General features: G+C 41.5%; 9 protein-coding genes. 1 reads left to right on the top strand and 8 read right to left on the bottom strand.

Features of this window, described 5'->3' with window-relative positions; genetic code table 11:
- The first annotated feature begins 65 nt into the window (after positions 1-65).
- Complete coding sequence (locus SJY09_RS10715) at positions 66-3137, top strand: T9SS type A sorting domain-containing protein (RefSeq protein WP_396635713.1); 3072 nt, start codon at positions 66-68, stop codon at positions 3135-3137.
- A gap of 115 nt (positions 3138-3252) precedes the next feature.
- On the opposite strand, the gene rhaT is transcribed toward SJY09_RS10715, so the two are convergent.
- The 8 genes from rhaT to SJY09_RS10675 all read right to left on the bottom strand — a co-directional run bounded on the left by rhaT (position 3253) and on the right by SJY09_RS10675 (position 16177).
- The gene (gene rhaT, locus SJY09_RS10710; protein WP_396635712.1) at positions 3253-4305 is read right to left on the bottom strand and encodes an L-rhamnose/proton symporter RhaT; all 1053 of its coding nucleotides are present in this window, start codon (positions 4303-4305) and stop codon (positions 3253-3255) included.
- Positions 4306-4328: 23 nt separating this feature from the next.
- Positions 4329-5723, bottom strand: a complete 1395-nt coding sequence (locus SJY09_RS10705) for a sulfatase (RefSeq protein ID WP_396635711.1) — start codon at positions 5721-5723, stop codon at positions 4329-4331.
- A gap of 90 nt (positions 5724-5813) precedes the next feature.
- Positions 5814-6272 (bottom strand): cytochrome c oxidase assembly factor Coa1 family protein, encoded by a 459-nt coding sequence (locus SJY09_RS10700; protein WP_396635710.1) that lies wholly within the window; start codon positions 6270-6272, stop codon positions 5814-5816.
- A 67-nt stretch (positions 6273-6339) separates the two neighbouring features.
- Positions 6340-7758: a hypothetical protein gene (locus SJY09_RS10695; RefSeq protein WP_396635709.1), complete on the bottom strand. Its 1419-nt coding sequence runs from the start codon at positions 7756-7758 to the stop codon at positions 6340-6342.
- Between the two features lie 73 nt (positions 7759-7831).
- Positions 7832-8803, bottom strand: coding sequence for a PKD domain-containing protein (locus SJY09_RS10690; RefSeq protein WP_396635708.1), 972 nt, complete (start codon positions 8801-8803; stop codon positions 7832-7834).
- A 123-nt stretch (positions 8804-8926) separates the two neighbouring features.
- Entirely contained in the window at positions 8927-9655 is a 729-nt protein-coding gene (locus SJY09_RS10685; protein ID WP_396635707.1) for an SGNH/GDSL hydrolase family protein, read from the bottom strand.
- Positions 9656-9658: 3 nt separating this feature from the next.
- Positions 9659-12913: a family 78 glycoside hydrolase catalytic domain gene (locus SJY09_RS10680; protein WP_396635706.1), complete on the bottom strand. Its 3255-nt coding sequence runs from the start codon at positions 12911-12913 to the stop codon at positions 9659-9661.
- Between the two features lie 30 nt (positions 12914-12943).
- Positions 12944-16177, bottom strand: a complete 3234-nt coding sequence (locus SJY09_RS10675; protein ID WP_396635705.1) for a family 78 glycoside hydrolase catalytic domain — start codon at positions 16175-16177, stop codon at positions 12944-12946.
- Positions 16178-16232: the final 55 nt, after the last annotated feature.

Genomic DNA, 16232 nt, shown 5'->3' with positions numbered 1-16232 from the left:
AGTCAGCATAGTACAGGATAGTCTTAAGAAAACATTAAGATAAATTTAGCAAAAAACCTCACAATATGAATAAAATTACTCTTAAATCATTTTTAATTTGCTGTATTACACTCTTTTCACTTGTAGTGACAGCACAAGACGCACCACCTTCTGATGGTGTTTTTAGATTGCAAAATGTTGCTACGGGGCAATTCTTAACAGATGCCGGTACAAGCACGGCTCCTGTAACGATGTCAGATACTGGTGATGACCCAAGCACACATTTTACATTTGTAGAAAGTGGATCCTTTTATAATATAGATAGTGAAATTTCAGGAATTCTACGCGCGCCAGGTGCTGGTGGCCCAGGTGGTCCTTATGTAGTTGTAAGTACCCTGAAAAATCCACCGGCAGCCGACACAGATAAAACGTGGACAATACAATATGACAGTGCTACGGATACCTATAGATTCGGCTCTAGAACTGCTGGTAGATATTTGTATCAAAATGAAGATGGAACCGTAACGCATTCTGAAGCCGAAGCTACAGATGGTCGCGGTAGTTGGAAACTTATTCCTCTTGTGGAAATTCCTGTTGAGGAAATTCCTGTGGGAACAACACTTACATTTCAAAATGCAGAAACAGGAGAATTCTTAACCACCGCAGGAGGAAGTAATCAACCTGTTACCATGTCCACTTCTGGAGACGCTGAAAATACACGTTGGACGCTTGTAGAAAGTGGAGATTTTTTTAACATAGATAGTGAAAGTACATCTGGCGGCACCGGAATACTGCGTGCACCAGGAGCAGGTAGTTCGGCAGGCCCTTATGTGGTTTTAAGTACTTTAAAAGCTCCGCCTGCGGCTGATACCGATAAAACATGGTCAATAGAATATAACGGTGCTACTGACACCTATAGATTCGGATCTAGAACCTCAGGCAGGTATTTGTATCAAAATGAAGACGGATCGGTAACCCATTCTCAAGTTGAAGCTATAGACAATCGTAGTAATTGGAAACTTAGTCCTTTTGTGGAAACGCCAGTAGGAGCGGCGCCTGATGAAGATACCAATCCAGATTTGTCGTGTACAGGTGAATTTGACAACAACAATACTCGAAATTTTGACATAGAAAACCCTGAAAATGTAGGAGCTATGGATGACAGAACATGTTATTCAGATTATAGTGAAGTTTCTGTTAATGGTAAAACTTGGGGTGTATATAATATTACTGATGGATCTAACCATATTGATGCTCCCAATACTTTGCAACCCAGAATGGAGCGTTCTTTAAATAGATCTCAAGAAACTGGTGTTGGGAGTTTTGCAAGATTCAAAGGAATTGTACGAATACTTGAAGTAGGTGATGCAGGTTCTTTTAACCAAGATGGAAGCTATTTAATACAAGCCAAAGGAAAACACACAGGCGGTGGAGGCTCATCAGATCCTGCCATCTGTTTATATAGAGCACATCCTGTTTACGGTACGGGTGACGATGCAGATAAACAAGTAGCTTTTGATATCTATGCGGAACGTATCTTGGAACGCGGAGGGTCAGGTAGCGGTAGAGAAGTTGTATTCTTAAAACGAGTGGCTAAGAATGCCGAGATTGATTTTGAATTAGAGGTTGGATTTAGAGCTGACCCTAATGATGCATCAAAAAAAATACATTATTGCGATGCCGTGATAGGTGGCGAAGCTTTTAACTTTAATATTCCTGACCCGGAAAGAGGATTGCAATCTGGTATTAGATATGGTGCCTATCGTGTAAAAGGGGGTAGAGCTCAAATAAGATGGGCAGAAACTACCTATGAAAAAGCTGAGGTTGTAGATGAAAACCCTACAGGTCCGGAACTAACAACAGATGTTGTTGCATTAAGAAATGTAGAAACGGGAGAATTCTTAACCACTGGAGTAGGAAGCGCACAACCTGTTACGATGTCAGTTTCAGGAGGAGCAGAAAATACACAATGGACGTTTGTTAAAAGTGGTGCATTTTATAATATTGATAGCGAAAGTGAAACTGGGGGTACTGGAATTTTACGAGCACCAGGTGCTGGTGGTCCCGCAGGTCCTTATGTAGTTGTAAGCACCACAAAAGCTCCGCCAGCAGGCGATACCGATAAAACGTGGTTTATAAATTATGACGAAACCACGGATACGTATCGATTTGAATCTAGAACCTCTGGCAGATATCTATATCAAAATGAAGATGGAACGGTAACACACAGTAAAGTGCCAGATACGGACAACAGAAGCGTATGGCAGGCTATACCAGTAGGAGAACCTTTACAATCAGAATTAGTTGCTACAAACGTTAGCTGCGCCGGCGCAGATGACGGCACGGCCAGTGTTTCGGTTACAGGAGGAATAGCGCCATATACTTATCTATGGAGCGATGGCCAAGAAACTGCTACTGCAACGAATCTGGCAGCAGGAGATTACGATGTAATTGTAACAGATGCTATTGGAAGTGAATTGATGTCCAATAGCGTAACAATTACGCAACCAGAAGCAATTGTATTGACCTTGATTGAGGATCAGACTGTTTATTTTGGCTATGGTCCGCAAGAGTCGACCTTATTAACTTTCGATACCCTGGAAGGTGGTGATGGCTCTTATAGTTATGAGTGGAGTACAGGTGAAACAACCGATGCTATTGAAGTTGCACCGGAGGAAACAACGCAATACGGCTTAACTGTTACCGATGGTACGGGGTGTTCGGTTACGGCAACAGTTACTGTTGAGGCTGTAGATGTTCGTTGTGGTAATAATCCACATAATCCAAAAGTTGAACTGTGTTTTAGGGGAAGAACAATATGTGTTTCAAGTCGTGCCGCACCAGTATTGCTTAGACGAGGTGGTACTTTAGGCAGTTGTGACGCAAATCAAGAATTAGTAATCACTAACCTAAAAGCATTCCCTAATCCTTTTAGAAGTCGATTTAATATTTGGATCAGAAGTACGCAGGATACCCAAGTGGATATCGTCTTATACGACTTTAGTGGTAATGCTGTTCATCAAATTTCCGGAGAGGTAAATCCTGGCTTATGCAGATTTAGAATGAGTGGATTAGGTGGTTTACCACGTGGTATTTATTTCTTAAAAGCAATTGTTGGTGGTCAGGAACAGATTTCTAAGAAGATGATTAAGATCTAGAATTTAGTTTTCGATAGTTGTAGAACTAAAGTTTTTATTAAAGCGGGAATGCCCCATGTGGTGTTTCCGCTTTTATTTGCTTGTGCTCTGATGTATCGGAATTAATTTCAATGAATTAAATAGAATTCCCAATCCCTACCAAAACCACGGATAAAAGAATAACCCCAATACCGGCGATGATGGTCATTTTGGTCTTTTTAGCCACCCCTTTCCATTCTTTGCGATAAATACCCCATAAATTGGCAGTTAAAATGATGGTGGACATATGCAGAATCCAAGAGCTGGCTCCGTTGCCCAATTTACTTTCGCCCATGCCATAGAAAAAGAACTGTAAAAACCAGATGAATCCTGCCAAGGAAGCGAAAGCTATGTTTTTGGAAATAGGGGAATCCATATTGACGAAATCGGTATAGGATTTGTTTTTAAGGCTCAATATGATGGTCCAGATGAGGTTGGTGGTGAGACCGCCCCAAAGGATGACCACAAAAGTTACGTTGTTGGCAAACAAACTATCGTGACCTGCTGCTATGGCCGCCTCCGCCAAGGGTTTGCCCGATTCAATACCGAAATTGAAAAAGGCGCTTAGAATACCGGAAAGAATGGCAACGATCAATCCTTTGAACAGGTTGAACTCGGCAACGCTTTTCTTTTTCTCTTCGTCGGAAAGTTCTTTTTCTTTTAGCATTCCGGCTTTGCCGCAAATCGCGATTCCCAGAACACATACCAATACTCCCAAAAGCACTATTTGTCCGCCAGTAGCCGCCAACATATCCGTAAAAGGCACTTTTCCTTCCGTAGGAACAATATTATAATAAATAGGAGGCACCAAGGCACCAAAAGCAGCGCAAAACCCGAGTACAACGGAGTTGCCCAAAGACATTCCCAGATATCGGATACCCAAGCCGTAGGATAGTCCGCCAACACCCCAGAGCAGTCCCATGACGTAGGTAAAAAAGAGTAAACTCCCTGATGCCGCACCTATGATTTCCATAAAATTGGGGACGGTAAGCCAAGCGGCAATGGGAGGCACAATGAGCCATGACATCAGCCCGCCGACCATCCAATAGCTCTCCCAAGACCAGTTTTTCACCTTGTTGTAAGGCATGTAAAAACTCCCGGCGGCGATGCCGCCCAACGAATGAAAAAGTACTCCTAATAATGCTTGCATATTTTCTGTACTAAAATCTGTTGCTATTGTATGTTTTCTATAAATTCAGGATTAAGCGTAGTGGGAATTGATGCATTTGTACGTTCCCACCATTCTTTTAAGAGTCCTAAAAGTTCGTCGGTTTTTTCAGGATATTTTTCTGCAAGATTATTTCGTTCCCCAATATCGTCAGATAGGTCATAGAGTTCCAACCCTTCATCCTCAAAATAATAATGCAATTTCCAATCGCCCTTTCTAACGACGGAACCTGGACGAGTTCTGAACAAAGCATCTCTATTTTCATTATCAGCAGGATTATACGCTTGTAAATAAACGGGGAAATGCCAAAAAAGAGGACGTTCCAATGTTTCCTCATTTCCTTCTAATATAGAAGATAGATTATTACCATCTAATTCAAGTTCCGTATTTTCAATTCCGGTGTAGTTCAAAATTGTTGGAAAGATATCCAGATTAGTTATAGGTACATCACTTTTGGTATTGGATTCGATTTCCTTGTCGTACACAAAGAAAAAAGGTTCTCTAATGCCACCTTCATAATAGCTGCCTTTTCCTGCACGTAGTGGTTTTTGTTTGGTGATACCGTATAGCCCCCCATTATCCGATGTAAATACAATAAGGGTGTTAGAGAAAAGGCCCCTTTCCTTTAATTTGTCTGTAAGTAGACCAATATTTCTATCCAAATTATCTACCATAGAGGCATATTCCGCATTACCTTGTCCGTTCCAAGGGGATTTGTTTGCGTATTTAGGTACAATACTATCTACGGGCATAATTGGGGTATGTATGGCATAAGGCGCATAATTTATGTAAAAGGGTTTTTGGACCGTATCCATAAAGTTTAGGGTTTTTTCAACAATCAAATCTGTAAGGTATTCGGCATTCCCTTTCTCTACAGTCACATTCTTATAGGGAGGATAGTAACTTTTGGGAAGACCATTATGACCACCTCCAATATTCACATCAAAGCCATATTCCAAAGGGTTGTCGCTCAAATGCCATTTGCCAGCATGGCAGGTGGTATAACCGTTTTCGTTTAAAACCTTTGGTAGTATCTTATGTTTAGCAGCTAGGGTGCGGGTGTTCTTCGTGGGAATCAGTTTTCTGTTTTTTGATTTTCCTCGAGTAGAGGGGGATACGGTGTATATTCCGTGGCGTGGTGTCCACTGCCCTGTCATTAAACAGGCCCTACTTGGAGCGCAGTTGGATGCGCTAGCATAGCCATTGGTAAACACCATGCCCTGACTAGCGAGATAGTCTATGTTGGGTGTTTCATAGTATTGACTGCCCATAAAACCTACATCCTTCCAGCCCATATCATCTACATTTATAATAAGGATGTTTGGAGCTTTCGCATCTTGCTTATCGGTGCATGCAGCGCAGAAAAGCAAGACTAAAATTACGGGTAGTATTTGTTTCATTGGTTTGGTTTAGTGATTTCATAAATTTACATGGACTTTCTCGTTTAAACCTAAGGGTTCATTTGGTTTGGTCGTTGTAACCTACAGTTTTTATTGCGCTATTCTTATGATTTCAATAGTCTGTTTCAACTCCGCAGGTTTTTTTATTCTAATATTTATGGTCTTGTAAATCCATTCGTTTCCATTTCTGTCGGCAAGAATGTCCATTTTACTACGTATTTGTTTTTCCGTTTTTGTTCCAGTAACGGTAACCGAAATTTCTAAGGTATTATAATCTCTCGAATACTCATGGAACCCTTCTAAAATTGCTAATTTACCGAGTGGCTGTAACTCGCCCAAAAGTTCAATTACCTTTTCGTTCTGTTTTGCAATTTCTAGAGCATTATCATAAACAGAAGATTCTGTATGGATTTTAACCATTCCAGCAATTTTTTCACTAACCTTGGTTGAAGATAGGAACCCAATAATTGCTATTAAACTTATGATTAGGGGGACAAACCATTTCCAGTTCAGTTTAAACCAGCCTTTGTGTTCAATAAGTTCATTCATCTTTTGAAATTATAGATTATTTTGCAGATAGTACAAATAAAGCAATATACCTAAGATAGAACATGCACTAACAGATTTTAACCATCCTAAGGTTCAATAAATTCCCCAGTTTTTCAATTTTATTAGCAATATGACCTACGCCAATAGCACAATGGTGCGAAGGCCCTTGTTTGGACCATTCGTTCATAAAAGCCTTTGCCCCAATAGAAAAACGATAGCGACTATTGGTATTGCCAATATGCAAAACAGGCCCTTCTACGGATTCGCCTTCGGCGACCAACATAAAAACATCGTCCTTGCCTTCAACCACGGAAAGCAACGTTACTGGACCGTGCTTAACCGTCATTTGAATAGATAAGCCTTTGCCGGGTTTTCCGTGATACACTGGTAAGGGGACCAACTGTACGTTTCCTTCTGCAATGGCAAAATGCGCGGGACCGTCATGCCCCAACATCACGATATCATCATTAAAATCCATCGCATAGAATTCCGAAAAGGAACCACCTACCCCGAACGCATCCATAATTTTCATCGCTTGGGCATTCTTGACTTCGTATTCGCCTGCAACCGGTACATTTTTCCCTGTTAGCAAGGTGTTTCCAGCAATTACGGAGGTTACTATATTTTCATATTCGTTGCCGTTTTCACCTTCGTAATAATAGGCTAAAGACCCTAAATCATGGTTTTCAATTAATTTGTCAAGGGCTATCGATGTTTTTGCAGCCCGTATCAATTCGGCATCTTCACAAGCATCAACGACTTCAAAGGTTTTTCGGAATTCCGATAACTTTTCGTCGACTTCAAGATCGGTAACTGCATCTCTATATTTTTTGAGTTCACACATTTCCACGATTTCTATGTGCGTACCAAATGCAACCGATTGTTTGGTCAAATCGGAATACACATCCAACATACCGCCGTAATAATGACCTAAAACGCCTAAGCGATTGTCGTTCATCACAGATTTTACTCGGGCGGCATCAATCCAATCTTGAATCTCGGTCCAAACGGCTGGCTCATCCAAATATCCGGTCACAAATTCATACGCTATGCCCGAGCGGTTAAAAACATTCGCCAGTTCTGGCACGGAACAGGCTTGACAATGCGCCAACCATTCGCCCGTCATTTTACCTCTATCACCTAAAGCATTAAAACGTTTATAATCTATGGCCGCGACAGGTTGTATGTTTAAAATCACCACAGGACATTTCAACTTTTGCACTACGGGTAATACGGTGGATGATAGGGCATAGGTGGACACATATAAGAATAGCATATCCACATCTTCCGTTTTTAGGGTTTGTGCCGTTTCGCGTGCTTTCTCAGGGGAATCCACGAGCCCTACATTGACTACCTCGGCCACAAAACCTTCCATCTTTTGGGCAATTTTATTTTGATAGCCTTCCAGTCGTTCAAGTAAACCTTCAAACTGCGGCCAATAGGTATCCAACCCAATACCAAACAATCCTATTTTTATATTCTTCATGAAAATTAATTTATCGCATTATACTTCTATATCAAGAGGGCAGCTATTTTTTAAGACCCTGCAGTCATTCCATCTACTTTGTCACCACATCCCAAACCTTAGAGCGTATCGATTTACTATCCTTGTTTTCGACAGTCAGCACAACCGTCCAATGACCTGATGTGGTGTATTGATGTACCGGGTTTTGTTCTTGAGAAGTAGTTCCATCCCCGAAATCCCATGTCCACTTTTCAACGCTGCCTAAGGATTCGTCTTTAAACGCAAAAACCCGCCTATCTCGATCAACTTCAACAAAAGACCAGTTTGCTTGTAGCCCAGCATTCAATTCTTCCGATAAAGGCATTAACCGAAAGGCATTCATATAATCCCCATCATGAATCATGTTGAGGTCATGGGCAAGGTTGATGAAATCCTTTCTTACTTTATCATCATCGTCATAATCGAGCACGCACCACGATAGGGCGATAAGTTCATTTTCCTTTAACTGGGAAACGGCGGAACGATCTATCCCTTCTATGGCCGCATGATCGAAGGGTGTAATCCAAAACTCCATTTTGAGCAAACCTGATTTCCCCTGTTCCAAATTGTGTTCATAGGCGGCGTTGGCGTGCGGAAAGTCTTTGATCCAAGGGGTATTCCCCCAAACCATTGCCCAATCTTTATTTATGGAAGGCATAAACACATGGTAATTTTGGGCATGCGAACCATGTCCCCTAAAATGTAATTCCTCCATAGGGATTCTACTCGTATTGGCATTCCACTTTTTAATGAAATTCCCCCCTGACATATCTGCATCTACCACCAATTCAAAAATATCTTGTTTGATATCCAGTCGCTCAAATTCCCAGAAGTCATCAAAAACTTCCACATAGAAGTATAGGCGATTCAAGTCTTTGACCCATCCTACTTTTACGGTAACATCCAAGTCTGTCGGGTCCAAATCAAACCCGATACCGTTCATGCTTTCTTTCATTTGATTTAGACCGATGGCATAGGTATCCGGGACCCTATCCCATTCAGAAAAATTACCATCAATGTGGGGCATGTTATTTTGTGGGAATTGAAAAATAGGGTAAATCGTATCTCTCGCTTGGAAGGCATATGATTTTAGCCCAACACAGCTATACATTGTGATAAGTATAAAGCTAAACAGTAGACGCATATATATTTATTTAAAATATTTCATAATTTCATTGGAAATCAACTCATGCCCTTTTGCATTAGGGTGATTTACTTGAGCCATGTATTTTTTCAAAGTGTCTATGTCACTATATAAAGGTTCAAATACTTTATAGCTGTCTACAACTCCAATGCCATATGTTTTAGCCAGGTTCCTAATTTGATCGGTATGCTGAAATAATTCATTTTGAGGATTGGAATAATCTACGCTATAATCGGGAGAAGGAGTCAATAGTATTATAGGTATATCTTGATTTAGAGCAATTTCTATCATCTGCTCCCATGCTATTTTGGCCTTTCCTAAACCAACCTTTCTATCATTTAGTCCATAATCTAGAAAAAGTACATCGGGTTTATGATTTAAAACATCTTCTTTAAATCTTTTTGCACCTTTTACCGAGTTTTCTCCTCCAATAGCTGTTACAACAACATTTATTACTGCATAAGGGTAACGTTCTTTAAGGCTTTTTAATACCAAATATGGATAGGAGGAAAAGGTCTTGACCTCTGGTGTATTAAAATATCCCGAGGGAACACTATGGCCGTGGTATACTAAGTTAATTGTTTTGTTTTCTGGCCATTTTACTTGAAGTTCCTTTTTAATCTCTGAAAGGTAATCTTCCGCATTTACCTTCTGATGTAATACATCTTTAGAACTGCCGCAACTAGCATAAAGCATTACCATACCGATAAAAATAGCGCACTCAAACGTTTTCATTCCTTACTCCTGTTTTTTATATATTTTTAGTTCGGTAATCGATGGTTTTTGTTTGGCAATAGCAATAAACAATCGGCATTTTGTAGTTTTTACCGCATCAAATTGATGGGTTTTATTTGTGCCACAAGTTGTGCCTTCCACAATGTCTTTCCATTCCCCATTTTCCCAATATTGTATTTTATAAGCCTGAATGTTATTCTCGTATTCATCTACAATAATCTGATTGAACGTTTGCGGTTTTACCCATTCTACCTCTAGATATTGGTTCTTACTTTCGGCGGCCCACCATCTTGTGGTGCTATCTTCGTCATTGGCCCTGAACGCTTCAAAAACGGGGAGTTTTTCTGATTGTATCACCATGGACGATGCGTTCATTCTACCTAATTTCGCCAGATTTTCTACGCCACTTAACGGCTCTGGAAACTGAGTTACCGGTAATGCATTGACTTTAAAATCATAAACTCCAGAACTAACATGGTAAATAACATAATTCCCCACGGCATCATTTTTTTCCATACCGATATATCGGATGCCTTCTGCATTTTCTGCCAAAACACCGTTTTCTTTGATATTTTCCCTACCTATTGCCGGTAAGTAGACTTCAGCCGTGGTGTTTATAGGAACCTCAATATGAAAGCTGGCACCCGTATCCTCCTTGGACCAGTTTACAACCACATTTCCGTACAACGATTCATACTGTGTATTTGCAAAAGTTAAATCGCCCACGGGAGCTGGTTTAATAATCATATTTTGCATGCCAAGGGCTTCCGGATTTGGACGAATCCCTCCAAAACCTTTAATAAAGTAGCCGCCAATACCTGTGTAACAGGTATGAATCTGACTATTTCCGATGGCAGACCAGCGCTCTGGCCATACGGTTTTCCCTTGCTCCAAAAAATAGCCATAACTGGGATGGTGTTTGTCTTTTAAGAGTTCATAGATCAAATCCATACGCTCTCCTGATTCTGTAAAATAACGTGTGTAAAGTGCCTGTCCGGAACTTCCCGTATCGTAATATGGGAAATCGTACAACACATTATTGACCAATTGAGCCTCTGCTTTTCCTTTTTCCGATGCTGGTGTTACCCCGGATACTAATGCAAACGCCTGATCTACTTGAAACCCTTTTAAATATTTTCCCGTTTCTGAATCATAGGACAATTCGTGGGTTGCCTGTTGTTGCACCTTAAGTCTGTCCTTAAAAATCTTTGCATCTTCGGTCTTATCCAATTCCTCGGCAATATGCATGGCGTTATCCAACATAAAAGCGTACAAGCAATTATTAAAATGTGCAGCGTCCGGGGAATTACTGCTCGTCCAGAAATTACCGCGTGGAGTACACCAATCGCCCAATCCCGGCATTTCTCTTTTTCCTTGTTCTCCTATTTTTAAAGCGCCGCCAGTGTCGGAATTGGAATGCTCATGCAACCATTTCATCCATTTTTGCATGGATGGGTAATTGTCTTCCAATACTTTTTTATCACCTAACATTCTGTAGGTTTCCCAGACCGTTAAGGGGTTATTTGCTTTCCACATTAAAAATGGACGGTCTTCTTCATTAATTACCGCTCTGGTCTGACCGTCTGGAAATTGGGCGTCTCTTGTGTACTGTAAGTATTGATCCATATACGCACCACTCTCAAAATTGGGCAAGGCATCGCCATACATCGCAGCTACGGTCACCTCTCCCCAACCGCGACGTTCTCGATGTGGGCAATCGACCAAAATGCCATCCATAGTGTTGGCCAAATAGGTATTTAAATTAACCTGATATATTTCATTAAGTTGTTCACTCGATGACTCAAAACCACTAATTTGTTTACGATTATTGGTTACAACATACCCTTTGGCATCTGCTATTTTAGGTTCATAATTTAAGCCGTACACGGTAATCCACCTTCCTCCGGCAACATTAAATCGGTTTTGGAATTTACCTTTTCCCGACTTCCCAAAAATATACTTGCTTTTTTGTTTCCAGTTCATCACCACTTCGGTCTGATCACTAATTTCAAACAGAACGGAATCACCTTCTTGTCCCTTGTACAAATCCATTTCAAAGAAACCCGTGTAGTTTTCGCCCATATCAATGCGATAGGTGCCGTTATCCATTTTATCGACAGCAATCGCTTTTATCTCTTTAAATTTTACTTGTGGTTCTACCATTTGGGCGCTTAACTGGGCGGTTATTGGAGTGTATAAACCACGCACTTCTCTACTTTTGTTACTATTTAATGCAAAACTGATGTTGTTTCCCTCGGGGATTCTAGCATTTAGCTCTTTATGATCGTAAACAGTGGCATTCATCCAATTACTGTCATCATAGTCTGCTGTACTCCAGTTATCCTCTCGTTTTCTATCGTCTATCGTTTCTCCTCCAAAGCGCAGTATATCCCAATCACCGTAATATTCAGAATGGCTTTTTTTGGTTTTCCAAGTCGTATCGGTCTTTAGCGTAATTTGTTCTCCTCCCGTTATAATTTCCGCTTGTGCCTTAAACACGAAAGGAATGAGTCTGTATTCTCGAATACGCCTCCATCTAGACCATCCTGCGGCATGCCATATGGCAATTACATTCTCGCCTTTTTTTAATTTGTCCGATATGTCATAGGTTAAATAAGGAATCCGTTTTTTCATATAGGAAGATACCGGGTTCATAACGTTTTCAGTTATTTTTTCTCCGTTCACGTACAATTCGTGATACCCAAATGAGCCCACGAAAACAAATGCTGATTCGGCTGTTTCCCTTAATTCGAAATTCTTTCGATACCAATTGTGGTCGGTCTTTTTTTGATCTCCCTTCAAAATCCAATCGCCTTTCCAATCGGATGGCGCTAACAACCCCATGGAAAACCTGCCGTAATCGCTCCAGTTTGATGCGTTACCGTCTTTATCCCAAACTTTTACTTTCCAGAAATACTGTTTTGCAGCCGTTAATGATTTTCCCTGATAGGTATTATTTACAGATTGATTTGTGGCTATTTTTCCAGAGTCCCAAACGTCGCCCATATTACTTTCGATGTTTTTTAGGCTGCTGGCAACAATGATTTTATAGGCCGTCTGTTTTTGCCCTCTAGCCGGATGCTCCCCGGTTAATTTCCAGCTTAATCTCGGTGCGGTGTTATCTATTCCCAGGGGATTCGTACGGTACTCACATTTTAGGTCGGTTACGGCAACTTTTGATAGTGGCGACGAACATCCTATGGTAAAAAGCACCAAAACACTTACCATAAGGTGTACCAGTGCTTGGGTTTTGTACATATGCCGACTTAAGATTGATTTTATCACGGGTTAATTATTTAAAATTTTAAACTCTGAAATGGCGGGTTTATCCTTCGCTTTTAAGATGAACAATCTGCATTTGGTTGTGGAGACGGTTTTAAATCGATGTTCTTTATTTGCTCCGCATGTAGTGCCTTCAGCTAAATCCGTCCAGGTGCCATTTTCAAAATATTGAATCGTATAGCTCAAAATACGACCGCTATCTTCTTGAACAATTGCGGTATTGAAGGTTTGTGGTTTCACCCATTCCACCTCAAGCCATTCATTGGTATTGGTGCTTGCTTGCCATTTGGTGGCAAGATCTTCATCATTGGCCCTGAACGCCTCAAAAACGGGCAGTTTTTCTGATTGTATGGTCATTGACGAGGCATTCATACGACCGATTAGGGATAAGTTATCAGGTGTGTTCAAAGGTTCGGGATAGCTTGTTTTTGGCAGTTCATCAACTACGAAATCATAGCTGCCCGATGTCACCTTATATAGCACATAATTGCCTACGGCATCATTTTTCTCTTCTCCTATATGTTGAATTCCTTTAGCGGATTCGGCCAAAACACCGTTCTCTTTGATTCCATCTTTATCTATTGCAGGCAGGTAGACCTCAGCAGTGGTATTCATGGGTACCTCGATATGAAATTCTGCCCCTTTACCTTCTTTTTTCCAGTTTACGACCACCTTACCGTACATGGACTGGTATTCCGTATTGGCATGGGTAAGATCGCCTACCGTAGCGGGTTTGATGAGTATTTCTTGCATACCTGGATGTTCAGGGTCAGGACGAATGCCCCCAAAGCCTTTAATGAAATACCCTCCAATACCGGTATAACAAGTGTGTATCTGACTACCTCCGATGGCGGACCAACGTTCTGGCCATACGGTTTTGCCCTGCTCCAAAAAGTAGCCGTAGCTAGGATGCCTTTGGTCTTGTAAAAGCTCGTAGATTAAATCCATTCGTTCGCCGTACTCCGTAAAATAACGGGTGTACAAGGCCTGACCGGAACTGCCCGTATCGTAGTACGGAAATTTATAGAGGACTTGGTCCACCAGATTATCATAGACTTTCTGTTTTTCGGATTCTGGGGTTACTCCAGAAAGCAACGCAAAAGCTTGGTTGACTTGATGACCTTCGCCATATTTTCCGGTCGCCGGGTCGTAAAGGTTTTTATGCGTTGCTTTCCGTTGCACTTCCAATCGTTTTGAGAACAGTGTTACATCTTCAGTTTTGTTGAGCGTTTTGGCGATGTTCAGCGCATTTTCTAACATAAAGGCATAGACCGTATTGTTGAAATGGGCCGATTCCGGAGAATTGCTCGAGGTCCAAAAATTGCCTCTAGGCGTACACCAATCGCCCAATCCCGGGAATTCCAAGGTACCCCGTTCGCCAATTTTTAGCGTACCTCCCGTATCATAATCCGAATGTTCGTACAACCAATGCATCCACTTTTTCATGCTGTCGTAATGGTTGGTGAGTAAACGTTCATCGCCCAGCATGCGGTAGGTTTCCCAAATGGTAATAGGGCTATTGGCCATCCACATTAAAAATTCAAAATCATCTCCGTTGATGACGGCGCGCATTTTACCGTCATCGGCCTGCGCATCTTCCATAAACTGTGCGTATTGCGACATGTAAGCACCACTCTCAAAATTGGGGAGTGCATCACCGTAAATGGCCGCCACCGTCACCTCGCCCCAGCCACGACGTTCGCGATGGGGGCAATCTACCAAAATACCGTCTATGGTATTGGCGATATAGGTGTTGAGGTTAATTTGATAAATATTGTTCAGCAGTTCACTAGAGCTTTCAAAGCTGCTGATTTGTTTTCTATCATTTGTAATCACATAACCCTTGATATCTTTTAAATCGGGTTCGTAATCAATGCCATAAACGGTGACAAATCGCCCTCCAGCGAGATTAAAACGGTTGGTAAAATGACCCGTGCCGGTTTCATCAAAAACGTACTTACTGCGTTGCTCCCAAGAGGATACTACTTCTTTATGGTCGGCAATGTCAAAAGTGATGGTATCCCCTTCCTTGCCGTTAAAGAGGTCCATTTCAAAATAGCCCGTGTAGTTTTCGCCCATATCGATGAGATAGTTGCCCTTTTCGTTTTTTGAAACACCAATAGGGGTGATTTCTTTGTATTTCACTTGTGGCTCTACCATTTGGGCACTGAGGGTAGCCGTGATTTTACTGGTAGGCGGATTGGCATCGGTACTGGGCGCGCGAATAGCTCCCTTGGGGCCTAAATTAATATCGGTAAAGCCAATTTCTTCGGCGGCATCATTATCAAAAACCGCAGCGTTTGTCCAATCGTTATCATCGTATTCGGCCGTATTCCAATCGTCTTCACGTAAACGTTCATCAATGATTTCCCCACCAAAATCCAAAATATCCCAAGAACCGATGTAGGCGCTATAGCTTTTCTTACATTTCCAGGTATCGTCCGTTACCAGTTCTAAATTGGTAGCATCCCCGGTAATACTGGCCTGTGCTTTAAAAACAAATGGCGGGTCATAGTACTCTTTCATCCGACCCCAACGTGCCCAACCTGCGGCGTGCCAAATACCAATGACATTGTCGCCCTCGGTTAAAAAGTCCTTGATATCATAAGTAAGGTAGGGCAGTCTTTTTTTCTTGTAGGAAAGCACAGGATTCATGACCGCGTCGCTTACTTTTTGGCCGTTCACATACACCTCATGATACCCAAAAGAGGCCACATGTAGTAATGCGGACTCTGGATTTTCTTCCAAGGTGAAATTCTTTCGGTACCAGTTGTGGTCTTTCTTATTTTGGTCTTTTTTGTAGATCCATTCGCCAATCCAATCGTCTTGTTCTAGAAGTCCCATGGAGAATTTGGCCGGTGTGCTCCAATCGGAAGGACTGCCTGCTACATCCCAAATTTTTACTTTCCAATAATAGGTTTTGGTGGATTTCAAAGGGGTTCCGGCATACACCGTATTGACCGATTGATTGGAAACAACCTTTCCTGAATCCCAAACAACATCCTCATCATTGGGTGCCTCCGTAGTGGTTGTCACCATGACTTGATAGGCCGTTTGTTTTTGACCTCTTGCAAATTTATTTTGAACCAGTTTCCAACTGAACCGTGGTGCTTTTGTATCGATTCCCAAGGGATTGCTGCGGTACTCGCATTTTAAATCCGTGACGCTAACATCAGAAGGGGTAGTGCAGCTATAGATCAATGCCGCGACTACGACAAAATACAATTTAGATAGTTTCATTTAGGTTCTTTTAATTTTCAAACAGCATCTGACCGCATGCAAACTTGATTTGAGT

Source organism: Maribacter sp. R77961, assembly GCF_044594925.1.
Classification (GTDB): Bacteria; Bacteroidota; Bacteroidia; order Flavobacteriales; family Flavobacteriaceae; genus Maribacter.
This window is presented reverse-complemented; position numbering and strand designations above follow the sequence as displayed.

Coding starts and splice junctions, on each gene's coding strand:
- SJY09_RS10715 (WP_396635713.1), top strand. CDS start 66: ATGAATAAAATTACTCTTAAATCATTTTTAATTTGCTGTATTACACTC.
- rhaT (WP_396635712.1), bottom strand. CDS start 4,305: ATGCAAGCATTATTAGGAGTACTTTTTCATTCGTTGGGCGGCATCGCC.
- SJY09_RS10705 (WP_396635711.1), bottom strand. CDS start 5,723: ATGAAACAAATACTACCCGTAATTTTAGTCTTGCTTTTCTGCGCTGCA.
- SJY09_RS10700 (WP_396635710.1), bottom strand. CDS start 6,272: ATGAATGAACTTATTGAACACAAAGGCTGGTTTAAACTGAACTGGAAA.
- SJY09_RS10695 (WP_396635709.1), bottom strand. CDS start 7,758: ATGAAGAATATAAAAATAGGATTGTTTGGTATTGGGTTGGATACCTAT.
- SJY09_RS10690 (WP_396635708.1), bottom strand. CDS start 8,803: ATGCCCCACATTGATGGTAATTTTTCTGAATGGGATAGGGTCCCGGAT.
- SJY09_RS10685 (WP_396635707.1), bottom strand. CDS start 9,655: ATGAAAACGTTTGAGTGCGCTATTTTTATCGGTATGGTAATGCTTTAT.
- SJY09_RS10680 (WP_396635706.1), bottom strand. CDS start 12,913: ATGTACAAAACCCAAGCACTGGTACACCTTATGGTAAGTGTTTTGGTG.
- SJY09_RS10675 (WP_396635705.1), bottom strand. CDS start 16,177: ATGAAACTATCTAAATTGTATTTTGTCGTAGTCGCGGCATTGATCTAT.